The 22,615-nt window shown below is 39.0% G+C and carries 27 protein-coding genes and 6 pseudogenes; 16 read left to right on the top strand and 17 right to left on the bottom strand.

Going from position 1 to position 22,615, the window contains the following annotated elements:
* The first annotated feature begins 197 nt into the window (after positions 1 to 197).
* Positions 198 to 1,097 (top strand): CPBP family intramembrane glutamic endopeptidase, encoded by a 900-nt coding sequence (locus tag ACFVP7_RS22415; protein WP_024572853.1) that lies wholly within the window; start codon positions 198 to 200, stop codon positions 1,095 to 1,097.
* Here the strand turns inward: ACFVP7_RS22415 and ACFVP7_RS22410 are convergent.
* Positions 1,094 to 3,163 carry a thioredoxin domain-containing protein gene (locus tag ACFVP7_RS22410; protein ID WP_338731865.1) on the bottom strand — a complete coding sequence of 690 codons (2,070 nt, stop codon included), beginning with the start codon at positions 3,161 to 3,163 and terminating at the stop codon, positions 1,094 to 1,096. The genes ACFVP7_RS22415 and ACFVP7_RS22410 overlap by 4 nt on opposite strands.
* Positions 3,164 to 3,398: 235 nt before the next feature.
* Here ACFVP7_RS22410 and ACFVP7_RS22405 point away from each other — a divergent pair, with 235 nt between their 5' ends.
* Together ACFVP7_RS22405 and ACFVP7_RS22400 are read left to right on the top strand one after the other, a co-directional pair.
* Complete coding sequence (locus ACFVP7_RS22405; RefSeq protein ID WP_006640009.1) at positions 3,399 to 3,848, top strand: GyrI-like domain-containing protein; 450 nt, start codon at positions 3,399 to 3,401, stop codon at positions 3,846 to 3,848.
* A gap of 428 nt (positions 3,849 to 4,276) precedes the next feature.
* Complete coding sequence (locus ACFVP7_RS22400) at positions 4,277 to 4,474, top strand: hypothetical protein (RefSeq protein ID WP_006640006.1); 198 nt, start codon at positions 4,277 to 4,279, stop codon at positions 4,472 to 4,474.
* Positions 4,475 to 5,581: 1,107 nt separating this feature from the next.
* Here ACFVP7_RS22400 and ACFVP7_RS22395 read toward each other — a convergent pair.
* Together ACFVP7_RS22395 and ACFVP7_RS22390 are read right to left on the bottom strand one after the other, a co-directional pair.
* Positions 5,582 to 7,009 carry a serine hydrolase gene (locus ACFVP7_RS22395; RefSeq protein ID WP_006640007.1) on the bottom strand — a complete coding sequence of 476 codons (1,428 nt, stop codon included), beginning with the start codon at positions 7,007 to 7,009 and terminating at the stop codon, positions 5,582 to 5,584.
* Positions 7,010 to 7,383: 374 nt separating this feature from the next.
* Positions 7,384 to 7,560, bottom strand: a pseudogene (locus ACFVP7_RS22390) (DUF255 domain-containing protein); the annotation flags it as partial.
* A gap of 671 nt (positions 7,561 to 8,231) precedes the next feature.
* Here ACFVP7_RS22390 and ACFVP7_RS22385 point away from each other — a divergent pair.
* Entirely contained in the window at positions 8,232 to 8,510 is a 279-nt protein-coding gene (locus ACFVP7_RS22385; RefSeq protein ID WP_338731862.1) for a hypothetical protein, read from the top strand.
* Between the two features lie 169 nt (positions 8,511 to 8,679).
* Here the strand turns inward: ACFVP7_RS22385 and ACFVP7_RS22380 are convergent, their stop codons facing one another.
* Complete coding sequence (locus ACFVP7_RS22380) at positions 8,680 to 8,856, bottom strand: hypothetical protein (RefSeq protein ID WP_174243305.1); 177 nt, start codon at positions 8,854 to 8,856, stop codon at positions 8,680 to 8,682.
* Between the two features lie 80 nt (positions 8,857 to 8,936).
* Here ACFVP7_RS22380 and ACFVP7_RS22375 point away from each other — a divergent pair, with 80 nt between their 5' ends.
* Positions 8,937 to 9,203: a hypothetical protein gene (locus ACFVP7_RS22375; protein WP_338731860.1), complete on the top strand. Its 267-nt coding sequence runs from the start codon at positions 8,937 to 8,939 to the stop codon at positions 9,201 to 9,203.
* 45 nt (positions 9,204 to 9,248) lie between these two features.
* Here the strand turns inward: ACFVP7_RS22375 and ACFVP7_RS22370 are convergent, their stop codons facing one another.
* Positions 9,249 to 9,449, bottom strand: a complete 201-nt coding sequence (locus ACFVP7_RS22370; RefSeq protein WP_338731858.1) for a hypothetical protein — start codon at positions 9,447 to 9,449, stop codon at positions 9,249 to 9,251.
* A gap of 92 nt (positions 9,450 to 9,541) precedes the next feature.
* Here ACFVP7_RS22370 and ACFVP7_RS22365 point away from each other — a divergent pair, with 92 nt between their 5' ends.
* The 4 genes and pseudogenes from ACFVP7_RS22365 to ACFVP7_RS22350 all read left to right on the top strand — a co-directional run.
* Positions 9,542 to 9,820 (top strand): hypothetical protein, encoded by a 279-nt coding sequence (locus tag ACFVP7_RS22365; RefSeq protein ID WP_338731856.1) that lies wholly within the window; start codon positions 9,542 to 9,544, stop codon positions 9,818 to 9,820.
* Between the two features lie 147 nt (positions 9,821 to 9,967).
* Positions 9,968 to 10,153, top strand: a complete 186-nt coding sequence (locus ACFVP7_RS22360; protein WP_076457331.1) for a hypothetical protein — start codon at positions 9,968 to 9,970, stop codon at positions 10,151 to 10,153.
* A gap of 129 nt (positions 10,154 to 10,282) precedes the next feature.
* Entirely contained in the window at positions 10,283 to 10,432 is a 150-nt protein-coding gene (locus ACFVP7_RS22355; protein WP_003328171.1) for a hypothetical protein, read from the top strand.
* Between the two features lie 27 nt (positions 10,433 to 10,459).
* Positions 10,460 to 10,603 (top strand): annotated as a pseudogene (locus ACFVP7_RS22350) (conjugal transfer protein); the annotation flags it as partial.
* An 83-nt stretch (positions 10,604 to 10,686) separates the two neighbouring features.
* Here ACFVP7_RS22350 and ACFVP7_RS22345 read toward each other — a convergent pair.
* The 5 genes and pseudogenes from ACFVP7_RS22345 to ACFVP7_RS22325 all read right to left on the bottom strand — a co-directional run.
* Positions 10,687 to 10,902: pseudogene (locus tag ACFVP7_RS22345) on the bottom strand (ATP-binding protein); the annotation flags it as partial.
* 9 nt (positions 10,903 to 10,911) lie between these two features.
* The gene (locus ACFVP7_RS22340; protein ID WP_249847847.1) at positions 10,912 to 11,097 is read right to left on the bottom strand and encodes a hypothetical protein; all 186 of its coding nucleotides are present in this window, start codon (positions 11,095 to 11,097) and stop codon (positions 10,912 to 10,914) included.
* 69 nt (positions 11,098 to 11,166) lie between these two features.
* A pseudogene (locus ACFVP7_RS22335) lies at positions 11,167 to 11,336 on the bottom strand (DUF255 domain-containing protein); the annotation flags it as partial.
* 258 nt (positions 11,337 to 11,594) lie between these two features.
* Positions 11,595 to 12,161 carry a dihydrofolate reductase family protein gene (locus ACFVP7_RS22330; protein WP_338731851.1) on the bottom strand — a complete coding sequence of 189 codons (567 nt, stop codon included), beginning with the start codon at positions 12,159 to 12,161 and terminating at the stop codon, positions 11,595 to 11,597.
* A gap of 161 nt (positions 12,162 to 12,322) precedes the next feature.
* On the bottom strand, positions 12,323 to 12,679 hold the full coding sequence (locus ACFVP7_RS22325) for an MmcQ/YjbR family DNA-binding protein (RefSeq protein WP_338731849.1): 357 nt from the start codon (positions 12,677 to 12,679) through the stop codon (positions 12,323 to 12,325).
* 378 nt (positions 12,680 to 13,057) lie between these two features.
* Here ACFVP7_RS22325 and satA point away from each other — a divergent pair, with 378 nt between their 5' ends.
* Positions 13,058 to 13,579: a streptothricin N-acetyltransferase SatA gene (gene satA, locus ACFVP7_RS22320; RefSeq protein ID WP_338731847.1), complete on the top strand. Its 522-nt coding sequence runs from the start codon at positions 13,058 to 13,060 to the stop codon at positions 13,577 to 13,579.
* A gap of 66 nt (positions 13,580 to 13,645) precedes the next feature.
* Here satA and ACFVP7_RS22315 read toward each other — a convergent pair whose 3' ends face one another.
* Positions 13,646 to 14,251 carry a YitT family protein gene (locus tag ACFVP7_RS22315; protein WP_338731845.1) on the bottom strand — a complete coding sequence of 202 codons (606 nt, stop codon included), beginning with the start codon at positions 14,249 to 14,251 and terminating at the stop codon, positions 13,646 to 13,648.
* 1 nt (position 14,252) lies between these two features.
* The gene (locus ACFVP7_RS22310) at positions 14,253 to 14,693 is read right to left on the bottom strand and encodes a GNAT family N-acetyltransferase (protein ID WP_338731843.1); all 441 of its coding nucleotides are present in this window, start codon (positions 14,691 to 14,693) and stop codon (positions 14,253 to 14,255) included.
* Between the two features lie 119 nt (positions 14,694 to 14,812).
* Here ACFVP7_RS22310 and ACFVP7_RS22305 point away from each other — a divergent pair, with 119 nt between their 5' ends.
* From ACFVP7_RS22305 to ACFVP7_RS22295, 3 genes and pseudogenes are all read left to right on the top strand, one after another.
* Positions 14,813 to 15,265 carry a MarR family transcriptional regulator gene (locus ACFVP7_RS22305; RefSeq protein WP_003226875.1) on the top strand — a complete coding sequence of 151 codons (453 nt, stop codon included), beginning with the start codon at positions 14,813 to 14,815 and terminating at the stop codon, positions 15,263 to 15,265.
* Between the two features lie 129 nt (positions 15,266 to 15,394).
* Positions 15,395 to 16,057 (top strand): MBL fold metallo-hydrolase, encoded by a 663-nt coding sequence (locus ACFVP7_RS22300; RefSeq protein WP_338731841.1) that lies wholly within the window; start codon positions 15,395 to 15,397, stop codon positions 16,055 to 16,057.
* A 7-nt stretch (positions 16,058 to 16,064) separates the two neighbouring features.
* Positions 16,065 to 16,201: pseudogene (locus tag ACFVP7_RS22295) on the top strand (LysR family transcriptional regulator); the annotation flags it as partial.
* Positions 16,202 to 16,231: 30 nt separating this feature from the next.
* Here ACFVP7_RS22295 and ACFVP7_RS22290 read toward each other — a convergent pair.
* The 3 genes from ACFVP7_RS22290 to ACFVP7_RS22280 form a co-directional block, all read right to left on the bottom strand.
* The gene (locus ACFVP7_RS22290; protein WP_338731838.1) at positions 16,232 to 16,711 is read right to left on the bottom strand and encodes a DUF2798 domain-containing protein; all 480 of its coding nucleotides are present in this window, start codon (positions 16,709 to 16,711) and stop codon (positions 16,232 to 16,234) included.
* An 82-nt stretch (positions 16,712 to 16,793) separates the two neighbouring features.
* On the bottom strand, positions 16,794 to 17,237 hold the full coding sequence (locus ACFVP7_RS22285) for a GNAT family N-acetyltransferase (RefSeq protein WP_029726103.1): 444 nt from the start codon (positions 17,235 to 17,237) through the stop codon (positions 16,794 to 16,796).
* 13 nt (positions 17,238 to 17,250) lie between these two features.
* The gene (locus ACFVP7_RS22280) at positions 17,251 to 18,129 is read right to left on the bottom strand and encodes a LysR family transcriptional regulator (RefSeq protein WP_038429957.1); all 879 of its coding nucleotides are present in this window, start codon (positions 18,127 to 18,129) and stop codon (positions 17,251 to 17,253) included.
* A gap of 187 nt (positions 18,130 to 18,316) precedes the next feature.
* On the opposite strand from ACFVP7_RS22280, the gene ACFVP7_RS22275 reads away from it, so the two are divergent.
* The gene (locus ACFVP7_RS22275; protein WP_338731833.1) at positions 18,317 to 19,531 is read left to right on the top strand and encodes an MFS transporter; all 1,215 of its coding nucleotides are present in this window, start codon (positions 18,317 to 18,319) and stop codon (positions 19,529 to 19,531) included.
* A gap of 34 nt (positions 19,532 to 19,565) precedes the next feature.
* Here the strand turns inward: ACFVP7_RS22275 and ACFVP7_RS22270 are convergent, their stop codons facing one another.
* On the bottom strand, positions 19,566 to 20,405 hold the full coding sequence (locus tag ACFVP7_RS22270) for a pentapeptide repeat-containing protein (protein WP_095844111.1): 840 nt from the start codon (positions 20,403 to 20,405) through the stop codon (positions 19,566 to 19,568).
* 145 nt (positions 20,406 to 20,550) lie between these two features.
* Here ACFVP7_RS22270 and ACFVP7_RS22265 point away from each other — a divergent pair, with 145 nt between their 5' ends.
* Both ACFVP7_RS22265 and ACFVP7_RS22260 read left to right on the top strand, forming a co-directional pair.
* Positions 20,551 to 20,940 carry a nuclear transport factor 2 family protein gene (locus tag ACFVP7_RS22265; protein WP_338731831.1) on the top strand — a complete coding sequence of 130 codons (390 nt, stop codon included), beginning with the start codon at positions 20,551 to 20,553 and terminating at the stop codon, positions 20,938 to 20,940.
* Positions 20,941 to 21,007: 67 nt separating this feature from the next.
* On the top strand, positions 21,008 to 21,796 hold the full coding sequence (locus ACFVP7_RS22260) for a hypothetical protein (RefSeq protein ID WP_128473462.1): 789 nt from the start codon (positions 21,008 to 21,010) through the stop codon (positions 21,794 to 21,796).
* 37 nt (positions 21,797 to 21,833) lie between these two features.
* On the opposite strand, the pseudogene ACFVP7_RS22255 reads toward ACFVP7_RS22260, so the two are convergent.
* Positions 21,834 to 22,570, bottom strand: a pseudogene (locus ACFVP7_RS22255) (MerR family transcriptional regulator).
* Positions 22,571 to 22,615 lie beyond the last annotated feature (45 nt).

Raw genomic sequence — 22,615 nt, 5'->3', positions numbered from 1 at the left:
GACTGAAAATTCCCCTCTTGGGACTATTATAAGTATCTTGGTTCATTGGCAACAGAGTTCAAATCACTAGATGTAAGAACTAAATTCACACTTTATATTTTAATTTTGCTTAAAAGATTTCCAAAACAGTAGATTCATAGACCAATTTATGCAAATATATAGTAATATTCTCATTGAAAGGAAGAGACATAGAAGGAATGAATTCATTTATTCGTCCTATAGAAGGAAACAATACGTTGTGGAGATATTTTTTCGCTTTTTTGGTGATGGTAGGGTTATATGTATTCGGGAATATAGCTTACCTCTTCGCTATACTGTTCACGGTTATTGTGAATCCCAATATCACGTTTGATTTGGATGAAGCTGTGCTGAGTGATCCCCTCGTAGATCTTTATTTGTCCCATGTGATTTATTTATTCGCCATTCCGGGAGTTTGGCTGGCTGTACGCTTTATTTTGAAGCGGCCTTTCCGAACGGTGATAACACCAAATTCAAAGATGAATTGGCGGAGAATTTCCTTTGGCTTTATTGCTTATTTCTTGCTGATGATCGCCGTACAATTGATTGATTTTGTGATTCATCCAGATAATTATTCAATGCAAGCCTTTGATACATCACGATTTATCTGGCTGCTAGCGGCTGCCCTCATTTTGGTTCCGATTCAGACATCAGCTGAGGAACTGTTTTTCAGGGGATTTTTGCTTCAAGCTTTCGGGAGATTGACGAAAAATCCTCTATTTTTGACACTGATTGTCGGAGGATTGTTTGGCGTATTGCATTTTGCGAATCCAGAAATGAACAACGGTGCTGTCTGGGCAGGAATTGAGTATTTAACATTTGGTTTTGTGTGGACCTATTACACGATTAAAACTGGAAGCATCGAAATATCACTTGGCGCCCATGCCGCGAATAATATGTTTTTGTGTATGTTTATTACAGAAAAAAACAGTGTGTATGGAGGAATTCCTTCTCTCTTTACGGTTACGCGGGGGAACCCGATGTGGGAGGCTTTCTTTACGATAGCGGTCAACCTTGTGTTTGCGGGGATCGCTTTATGGTACCATAAGAAATCAAAAAGTAAGCAGCAAGGGTCTTAATCCCTGCTGCTTATTAACGTGTGGATCGCTTCTTCAATATTTGTTGTCGGCTGCTGGCAGGCGAAGTTTTCACAAATATAAACGGTTGTTTTGCCGTCTATGATGCGGTAGTCTGCTGCAAATGGCGCAATGTCTTTGCATTGCTCGGGCTGCTCTGCCACCAGAATGGAGTCGTTGGGCTTAAAGGCTTTTTGGAGCTCTGTTATGATTTGTTTTCTGGCTGGATCGTCTGCACTTCCAAAAATCACGATTTCTTTTTTAGGCATTAGATGCCTTAACACACTTTGCATAAAGAAAGCATGGCCGCTCGGATACGCGTCGATGTCTGGCTTGAACACGGAAAACATCGTTTCCGCTTTTTCGATCAGTGATAAGTCGCCTGTGACTTGTCCAAGACGCAGCAGCTGAACTGCTGCCACACTGTTTCCGGAAGGCACGGCGCCGTCGTACACTTCTTTTTCCCGTACGATTAAGGCTTCTGCATCGTGTCCGGTGAAGTAGAATCCGCCATGCTCCTCATCCCAAAATAAGCTGATCATATCGTCTGTCAGTTTCTTCGCTTTTTGTAAATAAGAAAGATCAAACGAAGCTTCATAGAGATCCAGATAAGCCCATAGGAGAAAAGCGTAATCGTCGATAAAGCCTTTGTTTTTCACTTCGCCATCACGATATCGGACCATCACACGGCCGTCGATGATTAATTTGTTTTCAATAAATGTGATGGCGTCTTTCGCTAGGCTGAGATATTTCGGCTCCTGGTATACCTTTGCCGCTTTCGCAAGACCTGCGATCATCAGCGCGTTCCATGAGGTGAGCACTTTATCATCGACATGGGGATAGGTTCTTTCCTCGCGTGTCTTCAAGAGCTGCTGTCTTGCGTCTTCGAGTTTGAGGCTGAGCTCTTTTTCGGTTAACCCGGCATCCTCTTTGATTTGTTCTCGCTTTGTGTGAATGAGGTTAGGAATATTTTTGCCTTCAAAGTTTCCTTCTTCAGTGATGTCATACACTTGGCAATACAGCGTTCCGAGATCGTCCCCGAGCGTTTTCAGAATTTCTTCCTTTGACCACACGTAGTACTTTCCTTCTTCTCCTTCTGTATCCGCGTCTAAAGCAGAGAAAAAGCTTCCGTCTTCATGAGTCATTTCCCTCTGAATGAACGTAATGATCTGCTCACAAATCTCTTTATAACGGCTGTTTTGCGTGACCTGATAGGCTTCTGTATAAGCAGTCAGCAGCAGCGCATTGTCGTACAGCATTTTTTCAAAGTGGGGAACGAGCCACTCGTCATCGGTCGAATAGCGGGCGAACCCATAGCTGATATGATCGTAAATGCCACCATTCGCCATGCTGTCCAGCGTTTTCGTCACGTTGTATAAAGCGTTCTCCTGCCCCGTATTGTGATGATAACGAAGCAAATACATCAGCATATGGGGCATCGGAAATTTCGGTGCCTGCCCGAAACCGCCGTAGATCGTATCAAACCCGCTGGCAAGCTGCTGGAATGTCCGGGAAATCGCTGACTCGCTAAGGCCTTCGCCTGATTTGGCGGCTGTTTTGGTCTGTAAATGTTTAGCGGCGTTCTCCGCAATATCCTCGACATGCTCACGGTCGTTCGCAAACGTCTCAGACAGATGCTCAAGCACATCAACAAAACCAGGACGATTGAATTTGCTCGTCTTTGGAAAATATGTACCCGCGTAAAACGGCTTCTGATCAGGCGTGATAAACACATTCAGCGGCCAGCCGCCCTGCCCGGTCATCAGCTGGCAGATTCTCATATAAACAGAATCCACATCCGGCCGCTCTTCCCGGTCGACTTTAATCGCCACAAACCGTTCATTGAGAAGACGCGCGATTTCTTCATCTTCAAAGCTTTCGTGGGCCATCACGTGGCACCAATGACAACAGCTGTATCCAATACTTACCAATATTGGTTTGTTTTCTTTTTTTGCTTTGTTGAAGGCTTCTTCTCCCCACGGGTGCCAGTCAACAGGATTGTGAGCGTGTTGAAGTAAGTAAGGAGACTTCTCAGCGATTAGTCTATTGGGTTTGTTGTTAGTTGGCATGGAATCACCTTCTTTCTATACAAATTTTTATTCAGTATTGTCTATACATTATTTAATATACCAAAAAACAAGAAGAAGAGACCTTTTGAGGTAATCTCTTCTTTTTTTATGGATCTTCGGAATATACAGTGGCTAATGGCTTAATTAAACTATATTATAATCAGAATATTTTTAAAAAATAACTTGAAAAACATTTTAAATCGAATTACCTTATCTAAGAAAGGAGGACTAAAATTTGAAAATAACTATTGAAGAATTACCTGAATCAAGGATTGCTTATTTCAGAAATGTTGGGGAGTACGGTGAAAAGCAAAACAAAGAATTAATGGAGACTTTTAAAAAGTGGGCAAAATTGAATGATGTATTTGATAATTCTACAATTTTAGGCATACCGCAAGATAACCCAGAGATTACTCCTAAAGAGGAATGTCGTTATGATGTTTGTGTTGTTATAAATAAAGATTTGAATGTGAAAAAACCAGCTCATGTTGGAGAATTTTCTGGTGGGAAATATGCTGTTTTCTTGCTTGACCATACAAAAGAGGCAGTCAGAGACTTTTGGGGCAATATTTCTTCTGAGATAGAAAGAAATAATCTATCAATAAGAGAACAACCAATTATAGAAAGATATACTCCACAAATGATTGATAATCATTTGTGTGAAATATTAATTCCTATACAGTAAGGAAGCAGGGACATTTCTTTCCCACCTTCTATTTAAAGCGGACAACATTAGACCTACTATGTATTTCAGATCTAACCGCAATTGAAACACCACAAGTGAATGACACATATATGATGTTTGAAGTTTAAGCAGTGGTCCCACTTGAACGTTATCCTGAGCGTGGGTTTCGACATGTCTGAGGAAGATATTAAGGGTCATAGGTTAGAGAAAAGTTTTCAAACTAAGGTTTCTAAAAATTTGCATTAAATTTATTAAAAGGCAGCCGAAACTGGTTGCTTTTTGTGGGTATTTTAAGAGACATGGCACCAAACGCAGGTATAATTTACTTCTTTTTTTGAGGATTCCTTATTTTGAAACCCTTTTTCGGTCGATAACGTAGACTTTTAATAACATAAGGTTTTGTTATTGATTCTGGAAGGAGAATTAAAATGGATTACATCTATAAGGAAAAGAAAAATGGCAATCGTATAATATCAATCAGAGATAAATGGGAGAATGCTCTTATTGAATTTGAGGAAAAAGGTAATCAAATTGATATAGTAATCAATTATCGTAACGAGAAAACAACTAAGTTTTCGCTACCAATTGAGACTTTTGAGAAAGTGTATCAGGATATTAAAAAATAAATAGGAGAGACAGATAATGATAATAATTCGGTTTGAAAATTTTACTCGCACATCATAAGAATATAATTGCGTTGCAAATGAATTTTTTTATTTTTAACGACTTTCCTCATCTTTGTTCTGTAGTTAATTTTAAGGTGAGTGTTGTCAATAGAACAATAATGAAAAGGAAGGTAATATAAATTATGAAGTTAAGAATAAACTATGTAGTATTATTCATTATGTAATCTGAAGGGTTCTTTATAGCAGGTTTTGCATTAGAGAATGTCCTTGATTATTCATTGGTGATTGGAATCATCTTACAGATCATATTTGTTATTTTTTCCTCAATTTTAGCAATAAAAAAACAAAAGAATACAAACAGGACAAAGTAAGTAATTGCCGTGTTATTTAGTTAAGAGATGAATTAAGTTACGCGACATCTATTGCAATCGAGTTAGGTTTTTATGGGTGGCAATGTCGAAGGTAAATGGTAAGGGGGTAAGAATGTCTTTTATTACAATAATTGAAATTATCTTAGTGTGATAACAGTATTGGGGTTATTTTCATGTACTTTTAAAAGGCAAAAAAGTGTTAATGATGATGTTGTTTTTAGTTATGCTAGATATATGATTTATTTGCTTGTAGCTGAAGTTGCAATATATGTCATATTTCAATTGTTTTAGTAAAGTTAGACCTTTTAAGGACTAACTTTTAAACCTTTTCAACTAACCTGTATCTTTTGCAATTTACACGCTTATAATAGATGAATACCTATATCATCGGGGGGAGAACCATTGAACGTACAAGCGTTTTCTGTGTTTAGTCGAAGAGTCCTAATTGTTCAGCAAACGGGTCTTTTAAGAAATGTTATCTAACGACGCTTGTGCAAAAATAATATTGTTGTTTAATTTACAATAAAGTCATTTAAAAAATAATATTAGTTGTTTAAAAATCCTTATTCCACGAACGGAGCAGGTTAGTGGAAGCAATAGTAATTTAGGTTTGACTGGGAAAATTGTCGATGATATTAAAAAAGACACCGAAGTGTCTTATGTTTTTCAAATTAAGCATACCGATAAATTGAAATTTAATTACTTAACATTATGCTTATCATGGGAGCGAGGTATTTTATCGGTGAGTGTATACAAACCATGTAATGCTTGCTGTTAATAATGCTGACGAAATCAAAGCTGTAAGAACACTATATGTTTGCCAAATAAGTATCGTTGACCAATCGAAAGCACAGCACAGTATACCTAGGGCAATCGTAGCGATCAGGAAAATAACTGTTACGATTATTCTCTTTTTTGTCATTGGCTGCCGCTCATTCGTTTTCCTTCTGTGTAATCCTAAGAGAAATAGGAGAACGGCCAATAGGCAAAGAATAATAGTGATAGACGACAAAATAATATCCAAAAGCTGTGTGCCGCTTATTTCATATGACTGAGTTAGATTACCGTCTAATATATCTTTAATTTTTAGTACCAGGTTTATATTGGTATTTGCGCCGTTGCTCAGCAAGCAGACGGCTGTTTGTTCATTTAGCAGTATGACTACTTCGGTTCTGAAATTTGGATTGCCCCCAGTGTGTTCTATAATCGTTTGGTCGGCGTTTACCGACCAGCCTGCCGCATAATACATATCGTTGACAGCCGAAACAGACCTATCACCCCTATGTGATTTTTCGATAACCGTGTGAAATATTTCGGGTATGTCCTGCACAATACCCATCTGTATGCCCATCCAACGCGCCATATCTTTTGTATTAGAAATGATGTAGCCTGCGGGCTTATTCCCAGCATAATCCGGAGCTTTAAATGGAGTTGTCATAAAAAAGGAAGAACGGTAGCCCTGTGCCAACTGTCCAGTGGCTTGAGCATCTTCTTTATAAACATACGTCTGGTGAAGACCTAACCGCTGAAATACCTGTTCCCTCATAAAGTCTTCATAGCTTTGTCGCGACACAATCTCAATAACCAAGCCCAATACGTCATAATTAACGGTTCCATAGTTATACTGTTCACCGGGAGGGAACGCCAATTCAGCATCTACGAGCATTTCCACAGTCTTTTGCAACATATCCGGTGTATTGCCTTGTGGAATACTTTGAGTATGCCTAATATTTGTTAGACCACTGGTATGGTGAAGAAAGTTATTTAGTGTAAGGCTTTGCATATCAACAGGTTTCCCTTGATACTTTAACGTAAACCAAGGTAAATATTTTTGGACAGGGTCAGTCATTGAGAGCAGCCCTTGCTCTTCCAACAGCATAATACCCATACCGGTAAAAGCTTTACTGACCGAGGCTAACTCATAGAGTGTATTTTCACTTGCAGACAACCCCTTTTCACGGTCAGCATACCCTGAAGAAAAGTAGAACACTTCATCATCAGCAAGTATTGAGATTGACATTCCCGGCACACCTGATATACGAGAGGCATCATCTAGCAACGCTTGTATTGCCGCAGATTTCGAATCAGACAACGCATAACTTTGTGTTGCGAATCCTGAGAATAATATAAATATCGTTAATACAAAAACAATAATCTTTTTCATAAACTCTCCTTTCCGAAAAATTATAATAGAATAATATAAATAACCTACTTTTACAAATACTAAACTAAATTTGTTTTATATTTCTATTAACCTATATAATATCAATTAATTGGGAAGAGTTACACTTAACGAACAGATGCGTTAGTTCAATAAGAAAAACGATCTTCAACAATCGGGCGCGATTGTTGAAAAGAATTACAAGGGTGATACATATTACACATGACTAATATGTATCACCCTTTATTTTTTATGACTTTTTGCGTTTTAGGTATTGATAATGTAAATCAGGGGATATAATTTTTTAGTTTGCTATGATATGTAAGATTAAAATGAAATGATTTAACATGAATTGTTTATTGGTTATTTTAAGAGTCATGGCACCAATGACAAGTCGAATAACCGATGCTGACCAGAACCGGCTTGTTTTCGCGTGTTGCTTTTTCAAATGCTTCTTCTCCCCAAGGGTACCAGTCCACAGGGTTGTGGGCGTGTTGGAGTAAATAAGGAGACTTTTCAGCGATTAATCTATTGGGTTTATTGTTAGTGGACATGGGATCACCTTCTTTCGTCACATTCTATTCCTTCTTAATGTACCACAAGTATTGAATTACATACCTCTATTTGAAGAGAGCCTTAATTAAAACAATAACATTGATAATTCAAACAATATCGCTGTATATAGTAAGAAGAAAAAAAGTCTAGGCTTTTCCTAAACTTTTTAGAACTCAATTGTGACTGAATTTTTTAATGTTTGTTCTGCTTCGGCAATTTTCTTTAATGCAATTTCACTTTGCTTTTTTAGTTTCCAAGAAGCGTATAAGTTCACAGTGTTTATATAATAAGTTTCATCTAAGAGAACTGGTAATACTTTTTCTGCAACATTACAGTATGAAGTTCCAACAGTTGAATACCCAACTTTGTTTTGTGCTACTCCGGATGTGAAAAAACTGAAAAAGCTTCTAATGAATTAGCAACCTCCGTAATCTTACCTACTAATTCTAAATCTTTCAGGAGAATTTCTAAGTTCTCTTTTGAAACACTCGATTGAACTCTAATTGATTTATTATTCTAATGAATAATTTTTAACTCTCCAAATTTCTCTAGTGAATTTTTTTCCATCATATCATTCAGTACATCCACTAACGGTAAGATATTTTTTAAGTAAAATGTACATTGTTCAGCAGTGGGTTTGGGCAAAGCCCAAGAGAGGAGAGGTTTTTGAATGGCGATTGGACCTATTGATTTTACTACTTCTACTGGAGGAAAATATGATGACCCAATGAGGGTTTTTTTAATTGTACTTGATGAACATGTTTTTATTCTTAATGCCTGTTCTTTAGAGGATGTTAACAATTTCTTGAAAAAAGAGTTAGAGTTTCCCGAAAATATTAAAAAGCCATTTGCAATTATCGAGTTAACCAATTATCAGCTTAAAATATTGGATAAACCTTTTATCGAGAAACTCGTTGATGATTGTAGAGAACTTTTTAATATTCGATAAACAGATTGTTGTAAAAGTATGGTATGAATCTTATAAACCGATCTAGTTTTGGAAATCCAAAATAATAGCAAGTAAAAGTTTTATCGGTATTTAGATAACTCACTAATTCTTTGAGGTGTTTAAATTTATTGAGATTAGAAGAGAAAACTCCCTACCTTTGGTAGGAGAGTTAAGAGTTAGTTGCCGATTGTTTTTTGAGATTTATGAGACTACCAATTGATGTTGATGCTATAAATGCACCAGCAAAACTAATGCATTGAGGATAATCAAATTTTGCTTCTGGCAAAAGAATCCCAGTAATAAATAAAATGACGCCCACTAAAATCCCGATAACTCTAATTTTCATGATGCAATTCCCTCCTGTAAGTGACAGGAAGAATTATACATTATTTTAAAGGATAGTGCATCCTAAAAGGAGATTTTAAGATGTTTGATATTAATCTGTTGAATAAGGCCCGACTGGAAAGTGATTTGGAGTCTCTTGGCTGTTTGGAAATTGCTGAGGAATTGATCGAAAGAATGATGGAAGATGTCTTTTACAGTGATGTTGCTCAAAGAGTCATAGTTCAAACTCTTGCGGTTATAGATAATGTGAATGCCAAAATTCAAGCCACATTCAGCATACTGGAGGATGAAGACGCTGAGACAGATGAAAGAATTGTGGAGTTTGAAGGAATTAGCTACTATATGTAGATGAAAAACAAGCATACTGTCATATGCTTGTTTTTATTTGAGACATCATGAGTCACTACTTAATTTTTTCTTTTTTAATTGCATTGTGTTTGCCACAAGACAAACTGCACTATAAAATGTCATAGCAACACCTAGTAATAACACTATCCAATTCAAAGTAACTGGTAATTCAATAGTATTTGCAATAAAACTTAGAATGCTTCCAACTGATAATAATGCTAATAAGATAGGTTGATTTTTAATCAAGTTATCACTCTCCAAACATTGTCAAATTTAATATACCATACTTTTTTCCTTGTTATCCATTATTTATAGAGGGAATCGGGGTGAGAAATGTAATGTCTGCTGTAGACAAACGATTCAGAAGCTTGGGTTTTAATGTGGGTGTCCCCTCTTTAGTTTTTGTGAGGAGTTTAAGCAGAGATTGCATGTTGGTTGTCGAAGGTGAACGTTTAAAAGGATTTGCCGAATATCGTTACACATTCTACAAGACAAGGTATTTGCCGGACGGTCGAATGACTAGTTTAAAAGTTTATATGGAGAATCAAAGCATAAAAAGGGTGTTACATCGTGTAGCATCCTTTTTACTGTTCCTAGAAAAAACGAAACAAGTGTGAAAGTAATGATTTGTATTATAGAATCAGTTAAGAAAGATTTAAGGTTGAATATTGAAAAATTTTATATATTTTCAATAAAATACTGGTACTATTATAAACGTATATAGATTGTCTGGAAATGTAATTAATTTAAAAGGAGTTTTCTAATTGCGTTGGAGTAAATGGTTCAATATTTTTTGCATAGTTGCATTGGGATCAGTATATGGTTATAAATTATTTACTAACCAAGAAGTCAGCACCACTCGTTTAATAATAGCTTCTGTAATTGTCTTGTGGAACATTGTTGGACTTTTTAGCAAAGAACCAGTAAAACAAACACAGCAAGCAAATTAAAAGTCATAAAGATAAAAAACATATTCCAATAATTCAATAAAAGTTGCTAAAGAAGGATGTTACATGTGTAGCATCCTTTTTATTATTCCTTGAAAAAACAAAACAGGTTTGAAGATAGCGAGGTCTTTCATGAAACAGAGTGTTGAGGTCGTTGAAATTAAAGGTAAGCCAGTGGAAGTGATTGTGACGGAGTTAAACGAACCGAACTATGAAAAAATGGCGAGAGCCATTTTGAAAATGACAAGAAACATGAAAGTTAACCAGGAGGAAAGTGCTTAGAAATATATGGAAGGAGAGTGAATCGAATTGCTCCAAAAAGAAATTGACTTGGATAAAAAAGAAGAGTCATTTTTTCGGTCTGCCTTTCAAAAATTGAAAAGAATTGAAAGACCGGAAAAAGACAAACAGAAAGTCCTTCGTGACAGGTCGAAGCTGATCGCAGTTACATTGGAAACGATCAACCCAACCGAGAAAGAACCCGATTTTCGAACCAATATCAGAGTTAACAGCAAACAGACTTTCTGCCACGCCGTGATGTTCATCCATTTCAACACTTCTTCACCTTCGTTTGGTTCATCAAAGGCGAAGGCAACGCCAAAGTTCCCGGAATCCTCTTCTTTCAAAGCGTCTTTTGTAGATTGGAAAATGAAATATTCCGCATTAGGTGTCTCTGCATCATCCCTTGTAACCCGTGCTAAGTTAACTGACAAAACAGCGTCAAATATGCCATCTGTAAGTTTGTTAATCATCCTTTGTATTCAGCGCATTTCATCCATGGAACTCCCAACTTCTTGGAATATTTCATACTGCCAATTGTTTTTCTGAGCAATATCAAGAAGTCTTTTTCGATGTTTTGCCAATGTTTCTTCTGTTTCTTCACCCTCTTTATTACGTGACTTTCTTAGATAAATGGCTACTCGCTTGATTTTGTTTTTTAACTCCAACAGCTCATCACCCTTTATGATTTCCTAAATGTAATATAATTCTAGGTGTTTAGCTATACGAACTTGGCACCAATGACATGTCGAATAACCGATGCTGACCAGAACCGGCTTGTTTTCGCGTTTTGTTTTTTCGAAGGCTTCATCTCCCCAAGGGAACCAATTCACAGGGGTATGAGCATGTTAAGTAAATATGGAGATTTCTCAGCGATTAATCTATTGGGTTTATTGTTAGTGGGCATGGGATCACCTTCTTTCGTTTTTTTATAAATACAAAACTTAGCCGATTTACTTAAAAGAGGGAGAAAATATACTATAATGCTTAATGATGTTAATGGAGGAGACACCGTCCTTTTCAATCCTCTTTTATTACAGAAAATTTGATATTGATAATTCCATAGTATAGTAAGGAGAACCCATTGGATTCCCCCTTTAGTTCAATAAGTAAAATAACTGTCGAGTGTTACCTTACAATGTATATTTTGGAGGGAAAGATTTTTTTAGCCATTCCAATGATAAACGATTTGCACAACGCCAGAGGAAAATGTTCTTGTATTCACCGTTTTTAAATTTATCCTCTGTTTTACATCAATAAACAACGGTTTTCCTTCTCCCAAAACAACAGGGTGAATAGATAATCTAAATTCATCAACAAGCCCCAAATTTATAAAAGTTGTAATGAGACTCGCTCCACCATATAGCCAGATGTCTTTGCCAGGCTTTTTCTTCAATTTATTTACTTCTTCAAGAATATTATCATTTATAAATATGGCTTGATTATCAATCTCATTTTGTGTTCTGGAAAAAACATATTTCTTTTTACTATGAACCAATTTCCAAATTTCCTTTTCTGTATCAGGGTCTTCTTTTTTGGGGATATACTGCCCCCATAAATCGTAGCTTTTTCTACCGTATAAAATAGTATCAATTTGATTTAAGAAATCAGTAAACCCCATATCAGGGTCCATAATGCACCAATCAACTTCTCCATTTTTCCCTTCAATAAAACCATCTAAAGTAACTGCTAAATCTAAAATTACTCTTCTCTGTTTTAAGTTATTTGTCATAACTATTCATCCTTTTCCATAAGAAGTTGGTAGAAATTCTTCTTCCACTCTCGCACCAGATCTACTAAGTTGCGTTTGTGGACAGAGTGAAGAACAATATCCTAAAATGAAAGTGCCCACTGCTGCTCTTCGCAGCTTGATTAGCGGAACACTCTTTATCTTCACTTGGTTAAATGAAAGCTCTGCTCGATTAAGTTATAGATTTCGCCTTCTGGATCTGTCCGTTCTAAAACAATTGAAATCCAATGTTCCTTATCCATATGATATCCGGATAAGATATTTTCCCCGTTTCTTAAGCTATCACTTATTTCAGGGGGGCATTTTAGATTTAGAATATCTATTTCGCCATGACCATCCAAGCCTAATTTTTCTGGGAGAACATTCATGATCAGACCGTACCATTTTTTGTTTGATGTATGTCTCAAAGAAGCATAGTTTGGGTATTTCTCCCACGGGTAATCAGGTGATGTACCGTATTTTTCTTTGACGTGTTTAAAGATATCTTCTCTTGTTAACATACTCAACCACTCCTTTATTCACTCTAATTTCTTCTGGAAAAGTCAAAGAGCGATCCTTGGTTGTCCTTTGGATACTTCAATAGAGATGTCACCAATGGCAGAAGGTGTGTCAAAGCTTCCTCTCTCCACGGGTACTAGTCAACAGGGTTGTGGGCGAGTTGAAGGAAGTATGGTATTTCTCATTGAGTTTATTGTTAGTGGGCATTTTTACTGTACCACAAGCCTCTGTTGAAATGCCTCATTAAGATAGTGAAATATGTATAAGGTAATGGATGTCTTACCTAGTGTTGTTCTCCTAAAAAGTGCACTTTTGGAAGCTGTTATTGAATAGTATCGAAACGAGTTTACTAAATGTTATTTCGATTGGCGGAGATTGATATGATCGTTAAAATGACTCAATTGAATATGAAAGATTTCAATAAACCAAACGAACCTTTCGTTGTTTTTGGGAGACTGATACTTGCTTTTGAAAACGGTGTTTGGACATATACTGAGGAACGATTTTCTAAACCTTATTTTAAACAATATGAAGATGATGAAATAGATGTTAGTTATGTTGAAGAAGAGGGGAAAGCGGCTTTTTTATATTATGTTGAAAACAACTGCGTTTGCCGGATTAAGATTCGTTCTAACTGGAATGGGTATGCACTAATAGAGGACATTGCCGTTGCAAAAGACTATAGAAAAAAAGGCGCTGGAACAGCATTATTACATAAAGCGATTGAGTGGGCAAAGGAGAATCGCTTTTGTGGTCTCATGCTTGAAACACAAGATATTAATGTCTCAGCTTGTCGTTTTTATGCCAAACATCAATTTATAATAGGTGCAGTTGATACGATGCTTTATTCCAACTTTCCAACAGCAAATGAAATTGCGATTTTTTGGTACTATAAATTTTAATTGATTATAAAATCGAACGAAATGGGGTTTGTTTGTGGTTTCGTTTTTTGGATCAGAAGAGGTGTCTTAATAACCTCTTCTATTCTTTAATAAGAAATGTCTTTCCACAATAGGCATAAAAACGTGAAGGATCATTCCTCCTAAACAAACTGTTAAAAGGGTTCCAATGCCGATAGGGCCTCTAAAGACAATTGCTAATACTAAGAAAAGAGCATATACCAATGTTCTTGAAAACAAGATTGTTCTTTTGGAGAGATCTCGGATAATAAGTGTTAAATGATCGATGGGTGTTGATGCGAATTTCGTCTGAAGATAGATGGCTGTTCCAAGACCGATGAGCACCAAACCAATTCCGAAACAAATCAGTTTGCTTAACAACGCGTTTAGATAGAGGGTGTTTTTTACAACAAACAACCATAGGTCAATGCCTATTCCAGTAATGAATGCTGTAATCAAGCCCAGCAAAATAGGTTTTTTTCTCGTTAATATAGCGTTGCAGATTAAGAGGATCACAGAAATAAGGACCTCCCAGCTTCCTACGGTAAGTCCGACTTCTTTTGACAGACCAACCAAAAGAGCATCGAAGGGGGATGTGCCCAGCCCTGATTGTATGGTTAAGGAAATGCCCAAACTTAATATGAGTATGCCTAATCCGTAAAAAATATATTTCATGTTAAATCCGCGATATGTCTTTTGTCATCAGGACGTGAGGGATGCCGTCTTCCATAAATTCCTGTGAAGAAATCTGGTAGCCCAGTTTTTGATAAAAGCCTGCTGCTTGTGTTTGACCATGCAGCTTACATGCAGTCAGTCCTTTTTCTTTTATGATTTCTTCTAACCCGCTTACGATGACTTTCCCCAATCCATACTTACGGTAAGGTTTTAGGATGCAGATTCTTTCCAGCTTTGCTGTATGGTCAACGATGCGCACACGGCCCGTGCCGACAGGCTGATTCTCATGATATACCAAGACATGCTGGCATTGTTCCTTGAGCGTATCAAATTCATCGAACTCTTCGGATTCAGATACATGTTGTTCCTCAATGAAAACCGTCTTTCTAATATTCAAAGCTTCATGTAAATCATCTTCAGTTGTTATTCTTTTTATATTCATTATGAATCAATCCTTTTCTGATATTAGTCTGGACTGTACAGCATGCATGTGGTCTTATAATAGTAAGGTTAAAACATTTTTGTTGTAATTGCAACAAAAATACGTGAGGGGTTTTAGGAATGAATGATATTTTGCGTGAGATCGGCATGATAGCAAGAGCGTTGGATTCCATAAGCAACATCGAATTTAAAGATTTGGACTTAACAAGAGGGCAGTATCTCTATCTCGTACGTATATACGAAAATCCGGGAATTATTCAAGAAAAATTGGCGGAAATGATAAAAGTGGACCGGACAACGGCCGCGCGGGCCATTAAGAAGCTGGAAATGCAGGGATTTATTCAAAAACTGCCGGATGAGCAAAATAAAAAAATAAAAAAACTGTTCCCGACTGAGAAAGGGAAAAAGGTATATCCATTGTTAAGAAGAGAAGGAGAACATTCCACGGAAGTGGCCTTGTCCGGTTTTACTTCAGAGGAAAAGGAAACCATTTCTGCACTCCTTCATAGAGTAAGGAAGAATATAGAACGTGATTGGGAATATGTGAAGAAGGGGAACAAAAGGGATTATTAATGGACAATGTTAACAAGTCGAGCTGATGCTGGCGAAAATCGGCGTCTCCTCCTCAAGAATTCCAGTCCGTTGGCCGTTCACTTCTGTTTTCTTTTGAACTATCAAAAATCTCCAAAGGGAGTGGTTTGCGTGAACTTGAGACAACTATCAGAACATGTCTATCAATGTGAATTTGAGCTTGATGTGCCTCTTCGTATTCCGGTTCATACCTGGTTTATCAAAGATGGTGATGATGTTTATATTGTTGATACGGGGATAGAACGTTTTGCTGATGTACAAATTAGGGCAGCGTTAGCGATCGGCAATCCAAAAGCCATTTTGCTTACCCATGGCCACAGTGATCATATCGGGGGTGCATCAAAATGGTTAGAGAGATTTGATATTCCGATTTTTGCGCACCAGAAAGAACTAAAGTACATCAATGGGGAAGAGCCATATCCGAACAAAAATGAAGTGGAGAACACAGGGGTAGCCCATATTGTCCAGCCGCTGACGGAGCAAACGCTTGCTCACCTGCCTCTGAAATACTATTTAACACCTGGCCATTCGCCGGGGCATGTCGTGTATGATCATAAAATCGATCGTACGCTATTAACGGGCGACCTTTTTATCACAAGTAAGGAGGATTTACACCCACCTATAAGAAGATTCAGTGTTGATATAAATGAGAACATCGATAGCGGATCAATCATAGATCAAATCAAACCAACGCTCATTTGCTCTTCACATGGCGAAGAAATACTTTATAACGAAGAATTGTATAAAAACTATGTGGTAAGGTATAGGGATTAATGGAAGTGAAAAACATAAGCTGAAAATTCTTCAGCATGGTGCAGCTCTCGATCCGATTTACTCACACCCAAAAAGAAAAAATGGCAGCTGCCTGCCGCAGAGGCTTTTGCGGAGCTTGTTTTACATTCGATTCATGAGCAATAGGAGTGAGTGTCAGGCTCACTCCTATTCTATTTAAACTGCGGCTGTGAGCTTTGGTTTTACAAATTTCATGAAAATCCCTCTGACTAATGGGCCTATAATCAGTAATTGCAATGGATAGGCCAGGATGAAATTTTTCAACACAATCATAAGATAAGCACTAAAGAGGCTGTCCCCGTTCAGCCCATTTGCTAGAACCGCTGTCACTAAACCGAACACAGACATACAAAGTACCATGCCAATCACCATACAAGTTGACATGGCAAGGATGACATAAATTTTTTTAGTCTTGTCGAACGGCATGCGGAATGCAATCTTCTTGGCGAGGGGGCCCACTAACAGTAAATCTAACAGGAGGGCGACCATAAAACCGATGACCATTTCAAAAACGGTCACCAGTGAAAAATCCTGAATGGCTCCGTTGATGATGGCATTGTAAATCGACATGACGCAGACCATTCCAAAGCACATCATCACGCCAAATATAAGGCCTTCTTTTTTATTTGCTGGCATACAATCATTCCTTCTCTCCATAATCGGTGATTAGTATACCAATGAACTGTTCATGCTCATAAGTGACAAATTTGTGAACAATTTATAGCGCAGAATCGTCTTGTTTTGTCATCAGCACATGTGGAATGCCGTCCAGCATAAATTCTTCTGATGCAGTCTGATAGCCGAGCTTTTCATAAAAGCCTGCCGCCTGTGTCTGGCCGTGCAGTTTGAAGGCAGAAATGCCTTGTTCTTTCACAATACGTTCTAATGCATCGACGATCACTTTTCCCAAACCGAATTTGCGGTAAGACTTCAGAATGCAGATTCGTTCCAGTTTCCCCGTGTGGCCAACGATACGGACACGTGCAGTGCCAACAGGTACATTCTGATGATAAGCCAGGATGTGCTGGCAATCACCGTGGAGTGTATCGAACTCATCGAATTCATCCGAAATGGGACAGCCTTGTTCCTCTACAAATACTGCCTTTCTGATTTCAAACGCTGTATGTAAATCCTGTTCTGACGTGATTTTTTTGACATTCATGCTTGAATCCTCCCTACTCAGAAAAATGGCTGATCACATATTGTTTAAAGGTCTCAGCAACCGGTGATAAAAACCTGCCTTTTATCCAGGCAATTCCTATGACACGCTGACATTCCGGCCAGCTGACGCGGATTTTGGTGATTTTGCTTTGGTCTAAGCCTTTCAGGTCTGGGAGAATAGATATGCCCAGTCCGGCTGCCACAAAACCTGCGGCAGTAGCTGCTTCTTCTCCTTCAAACATAATGTTCGGCTGTATATCAGCCTTCTCAAACAGCTCATCGACCGTCATCCGAAGCGCATAGCCCTTTTTCAATAAAATAAAACGCTCCCCGGCAATCTCATTCAGGGTAATGCTTTCGCGACTGGCTAATGGATGATCATTTGGCACAAAAACAAAGAGTTCTTCACTCCACAGCTTGATCCATTGGATCGGATTTTCAGGCTTAATCGAAGCGAGGAGACAGAGGTCCAGATCCCCGGATTTTAATCGTTCAAGCAGCCAATAAGAGTGGTTTTGCTTCAGCTGGAAGGAAATGTTGGAGTATTCCTGCTGAAAGGAGCCGATGAGATCGGGCACGAGCGTGGTGCCTAATGTATGTAAAAAACCGAGAGAGACTACGCCTTGGTCCGGCTTTAATAAAGCTTGGATTTCTTCTTTTCCTTCGGTGTACTCCTTCATCATCGCCTGAACCCGCCGCAAAAAAATGTGTCCGTATTGATTTAAGCTGATGGATCGTCCTTGCCTGTCAAATAGCGGCACGCCCAAATGATTTTCCAGCCTGGCGATAGAGCGTGAAAGCGCAGGTTGTGTGATGGAGAGGCTTTTTGCGGCTTTCGTGACGTGCTGCATCCGGGCCAGTGTTTGAAAATATTCAAGTTGTTCCCATTCCAATTATCATCCCTCCTTTATTACATATAAGCATGAAAAGAATATTTTATATGCATTATACAACATATATCAACGGTGCTAAGATAATAGTATAAACAGACTCGAGGATGTTTGAAATCGGAAGAAATAAAGGATGGTTGTTTATGAATGGCAGTGCTCCACAACATGATGAGGGACCGATAAAGTCCCGATGACATACATTCAAAAAGGCACACCGGTTTTTCGGAAAATTACGTTTGCTTTCTTCGCTGCGGGTTTCAATACATTTGCGATTCTATATTGCGTACAGCCGCTCATGGAGGAATTCACGCGGGAATTTCATGTAACGCCTACTGCGGCGAGTCTTTCTTTATCTGTTACCACAATGCTGTTAGCTGTGAGCATGCTTGTCTTTGGTTCATTATCCGAGGTGTGGGGACGCAAGCCGATTATGGTTATTTCCATGCTGGCCGCATCGGTTCTCTGTCTGGCATCGGCCTTTAGTCCGAACTTTCATACACTGCTCGTATTGAGAACCGTTCAAGGCGTTGCGCTCGCAGGCCTTCCGTCGATTGCGATGGCTTATCTTGGGGAAGAAATTGAACCCGGAAGTCTTGGATCAGCGATGGGGCTGTATATCAGCGGAAACGCAATCGGCGCCGTTTTCGGAAGGATCGTTTCCGGGCTCCTGAGCGAGTACTTGAATTGGCATATGGCGATGGGGGCAATTGGTGTCATTAGTTTGATTGCTAGTATTATATTTTTTATGAATTTGCCGCCATCCAGGCATTTTACGCCAAGAAAATTGAAGCTCGGGAAATTGGGAATGTCTCTGATCGGCCACTTGAGGGACCGTAAACTATTCAGCTTGTTTCTCATTGGTTTTTTGCTGCTTGGAAGCAATGTTGCATTGTTTAATTACATTGTGTACGTGCTGTTGGGCCCGCCGTATTCGCTTAATAAAGCATTTGCCAGCTGGATATTTATTGTGATGATTGTAGGCATTTTCAGCTCGTCTTTCATTGGAAGAATGGTTGATCGATATGGCTATCCAAAAATACTGGTGATGAATATTTTCATCGTCATTGCAGGTGCTTTATTCACGATAAACAGTATGCTGGCAGTGAAAATTTTGGGGATTGCCCTCTTTACATTCGGTTTTTTCGGAGGACATTCAGTTGCCAGCAGCTGGGTGGGCAGGAGAGCCCTTCACAACAAAGCACAGGCTTCATCGCTGTATTTGTTCTTTTATTACGCCGGTTCAAGTGTTTGCGGAACAGTCGGAGGGCTATTCTGGTCTGCTTTTCACTGGCTGGGCGTCGTCGGTATGATCACCTTCATGCTGCTGATTGCGTTATGGTTGTCGGGATACTTGGCAAGAAGTGCGAAAGTGCCGGATAAAAGCAACGAAAAAGGATTCAATTGATGACAGCAAAAAAGGACCGTAAGCGGGTCCTTTTTTATTTCCAATGGGCAGGGATTCGTAAAGACGGCGGCAGCTTTGTGTTCGAATCGCCGTTGGCGGCGTTCACCTGTGCCTGTGTCAGAAAGATGCTCCCGGTCAGATCGGCGCCGCTGAGATCAGCGTCTCTCATATCTGCACCGATAAAGTCTGTCATTCTCAAATCAGCATTTCTCAGATCGGCGGCTATGAGCAGCGCCCCTCTTAGGTTTGCTCCTCGCAGATCAAGCCCTTTCAGTTTCGCGCCGATTAGGACACTTCCCCGGCTGACCTTTTTCGGGAGTTTTGGATGGCGGGCTTGGGCACGCACCAGTTCACTCGTTTTTAACAGCCATTCATTGACCTCAGCTCGATGCTCGTCCACCTGCAGTGTCAGCAGGCGTTCTTTGCTGAGTCTGGTGAGCCTTTCTATTTTTTCGAAACTGGTTCTCAGTTCAGGATGAATCGGCTTGGCTATATCTATAGAAAGAGCTTCATGTAAATACCAGAGCATTTCGTGCAGCTGCTGCATGATAGGAAAAACGTCAAACATCTGATTGGCCGTTTCGGGGCTGCTTCGCCAATCCTTTCCCTCATAAGTGATTTGGGATACTTTTTGGCCGGCGCCAAAGCATTCATATGCAGAGCAGCCTCGAAATCCTTTTTCTCTGAGATCTTTATGTATAGAACATTGATAGTTTGATTGTAAGTTGCGGCAAGGCGTGCCCCCGTCTTTATCAAAAGCAAAATCTGCCGACTTCGCATAAGGCAAGGCGACACAGCACAGGCCAAAACAGTGCTGGCAATCCGCACTTAAATCATGATGTATATTGTCATGTAACGTTACTTCCGCAGACAATAATGTTCACCCCTTCACTTGGGTACTTTGTTAAATATATCTATTTGATTATATAGGAAAAAAGAATACTTTTCATTTTGTTTTCACGGTTTCAGTGGTCTAGCGGTGTATAATTTATCCAATCATGATGATTGGGGGAATTCATTTGGAACAGCAATTGAAAGACATCATCTCTGCGTGTGATTTGGCAATCCAAAATGAAGATTTTGATACACTGATGAATTATTATTCGGAAGATGCCGTTTTAGTTGTGAAGCCGGGCATGATCGCGCGAGGCAAAGAAGAAATCAAAAAAGCGTTTATCACGATTGCGAACTATTTCAATCATCATATTGTCCCGACACAAGGGGAAATGATCCTGTTGGAAGCAGGTGACACGGTACTCGTCCTTTCTCAGACACTGCTTGATTCGGATAAAAAGGACTCCGAGTATGCGATGGAAAGAAGGGCGACCTATGTATTTAAGAAGAATGCGCTAGGCGAGTGGCTTTGTGTAATCGATAACTCATATGGTACGGATTTAATTGGTGTGTAAGATATGTCTTTGATGTGCCATTCCTGCATATAATGATTCATTCAGCTGATTAGGGAAGGTGACACAATTGAATGTGTATGACATCAGAATGGCTCCTTATTGGTTTTATGAAAGCAGAGGACTTGTTCAACATCCATACGTATTTCGGCAGCCTGTCTCCTCACGTGCAATCATTGCATCTACTCGCGGCGATGTAACGGGAGACGGCGTTATTGACGAGGTCTTTCTAACTGGAAATCAAATGCCCGGCAGCCCGTTGTGGAGAAATATCACATTGGTAATCCGTGATGGCAGAACCCATCAGGAGCAGCGGATTCAGCTTCAAAACAATATGGGATACAATCCGTCACTTTTTCTGGGGGATATGACAGGCGACAAGATTGAGGATGTGGCAGTGGTAATGGACACAGGGGGAAGCGGCGGTGCTATTTATGCATACGTGTTTGCCTATCTAAACAGGCAGTTCCGGCAAATTTTCAATTCAGATGTATTGAATGATGAATTAAAGTACAGTGTGAGGTATCAAAATCAATATAAAGCGAGCGTCATCAGTCATCAGCAAAACGAAACGTATATCCTCGACCTTACTTACAAGGGCAGGGAATATTTGAATGAGATTTATAACAGCCAAGGTGTGTTAAAAATGCCGATAGAAGGATGGGTGAATCCTTTATCGGGCTTGTATCCGGTTGATTTTGACAGAGACGGCGTATACGAATTATTGGCGTACCAGCGGATAGCGGGAAGGTATAACGCCGACTCATTGGGATATGTTCAAACCGTCTTGAAATGGAACGGACGGCGTTTTGCCGTTGACCGGCAGAATGTTTCGATTGTTGGCGGTGCTGTCTCGTAATCCTGATGGCTGTCACCCTTTATAGGGTGACAAAACACTACAGGTGTTCTGCAACGACAACCAAATAATAAGATAAACCGGCTTGCTGCTCTTCTAACATTCCTCTATGGAAATCATCTTGCATAAAAAAACGTGTTTGTTTTACGTAATCTTCTTTACTTGTCGGATGCCCGTTCTGATTTAGGAACTTAAGATGATTCATGACATGCTCTTGCACGGAAGGGTCATGATACGTTACACCATTTCTTAAAAAATCAGCCATCCTATCAAGAAAATGTTTAGCCTCTATTGCCATTTGTTCATTTCATCGACATTGATTGTATGTGTATCCAATTCAAAATCGTAACGCTCTTTTAAATACCCATTTTGTTCTGCTAAAGATTGTTTCCATTCTTCAGCGCTTTCAAATCCTTTAAACATTACCTTATGATCCATGTTTTCGCCTTTTCTCGTGTATTCTAAAGATGTGTTGACTGTTTGAATGAGACGCTGATACTTTTCAATTTTCTTTTCAAACAGCTTTTTTTGTTTTTCTAATGTACTTGTTCTTTCAGCATCCTCTTTTAGTAATGTTTTGATTTCTGACAAAGGAATATCTAATTCTTTGTAAAAAAGGATTTCCTGCAGTCTTTTTAGTTCTTCAGCACCATAGTACCGATATCCGGCTTCGCTTATTTCCTTTGGGGCTAGCAAGCCGATTTTGTGGTAATGATAAAGCGTTTTGATTGTGACATTCGCAATATTGGATAGTTCTTTTACTGTTAATTTCACCATCCGACTCCTCCTTTCTTCTTTCACTATGAGGCCTTACCTTTGGTT

The sequence above is a fragment of the Bacillus sp. SG20033 genome, from assembly GCF_044570195.1.
Taxonomy (GTDB): Bacteria; Bacillota; Bacilli; order Bacillales; family Bacillaceae; genus Bacillus; species Bacillus subtilis.
Note: the sequence above shows the minus strand (reverse complement) of the source record. Positions and strands in the feature narration are given on the sequence as shown.

Coding starts and splice junctions, on each gene's coding strand:
- ACFVP7_RS22415 (WP_024572853.1), top strand. CDS start 198: ATGAATTCATTTATTCGTCCTATAGAAGGAAACAATACGTTGTGGAGA.
- ACFVP7_RS22290 (WP_338731838.1), bottom strand. CDS start 16,711: ATGCCAGCAAATAAAAAAGAAGGCCTTATATTTGGCGTGATGATGTGC.
- ACFVP7_RS22380 (WP_174243305.1), bottom strand. CDS start 8,856: ATGAAAATTAGAGTTATCGGGATTTTAGTGGGCGTCATTTTATTTATT.
- ACFVP7_RS22285 (WP_029726103.1), bottom strand. CDS start 17,237: ATGAATGTCAAAAAAATCACGTCAGAACAGGATTTACATACAGCGTTT.
- ACFVP7_RS22325 (WP_338731849.1), bottom strand. CDS start 12,679: ATGTTAACAAGAGAAGATATCTTTAAACACGTCAAAGAAAAATACGGT.
- ACFVP7_RS22375 (WP_338731860.1), top strand. CDS start 8,937: ATGTTTGATATTAATCTGTTGAATAAGGCCCGACTGGAAAGTGATTTG.
- ACFVP7_RS22395 (WP_006640007.1), bottom strand. CDS start 7,009: ATGAAAAAGATTATTGTTTTTGTATTAACGATATTTATATTATTCTCA.
- ACFVP7_RS22385 (WP_338731862.1), top strand. CDS start 8,232: ATGGCGATTGGACCTATTGATTTTACTACTTCTACTGGAGGAAAATAT.
- ACFVP7_RS22275 (WP_338731833.1), top strand. CDS start 18,317: ATGACATACATTCAAAAAGGCACACCGGTTTTTCGGAAAATTACGTTT.
- ACFVP7_RS22410 (WP_338731865.1), bottom strand. CDS start 3,163: ATGCCAACTAACAACAAACCCAATAGACTAATCGCTGAGAAGTCTCCT.
- ACFVP7_RS22400 (WP_006640006.1), top strand. CDS start 4,277: ATGGATTACATCTATAAGGAAAAGAAAAATGGCAATCGTATAATATCA.
- ACFVP7_RS22310 (WP_338731843.1), bottom strand. CDS start 14,693: ATGAATATAAAAAGAATAACAACTGAAGATGATTTACATGAAGCTTTG.
- ACFVP7_RS22365 (WP_338731856.1), top strand. CDS start 9,542: ATGTCTGCTGTAGACAAACGATTCAGAAGCTTGGGTTTTAATGTGGGT.
- ACFVP7_RS22330 (WP_338731851.1), bottom strand. CDS start 12,161: ATGACAAATAACTTAAAACAGAGAAGAGTAATTTTAGATTTAGCAGTT.
- ACFVP7_RS22355 (WP_003328171.1), top strand. CDS start 10,283: ATGAAACAGAGTGTTGAGGTCGTTGAAATTAAAGGTAAGCCAGTGGAA.
- ACFVP7_RS22315 (WP_338731845.1), bottom strand. CDS start 14,251: ATGAAATATATTTTTTACGGATTAGGCATACTCATATTAAGTTTGGGC.
- ACFVP7_RS22305 (WP_003226875.1), top strand. CDS start 14,813: ATGAATGATATTTTGCGTGAGATCGGCATGATAGCAAGAGCGTTGGAT.
- satA (WP_338731847.1), top strand. CDS start 13,058: ATGATCGTTAAAATGACTCAATTGAATATGAAAGATTTCAATAAACCA.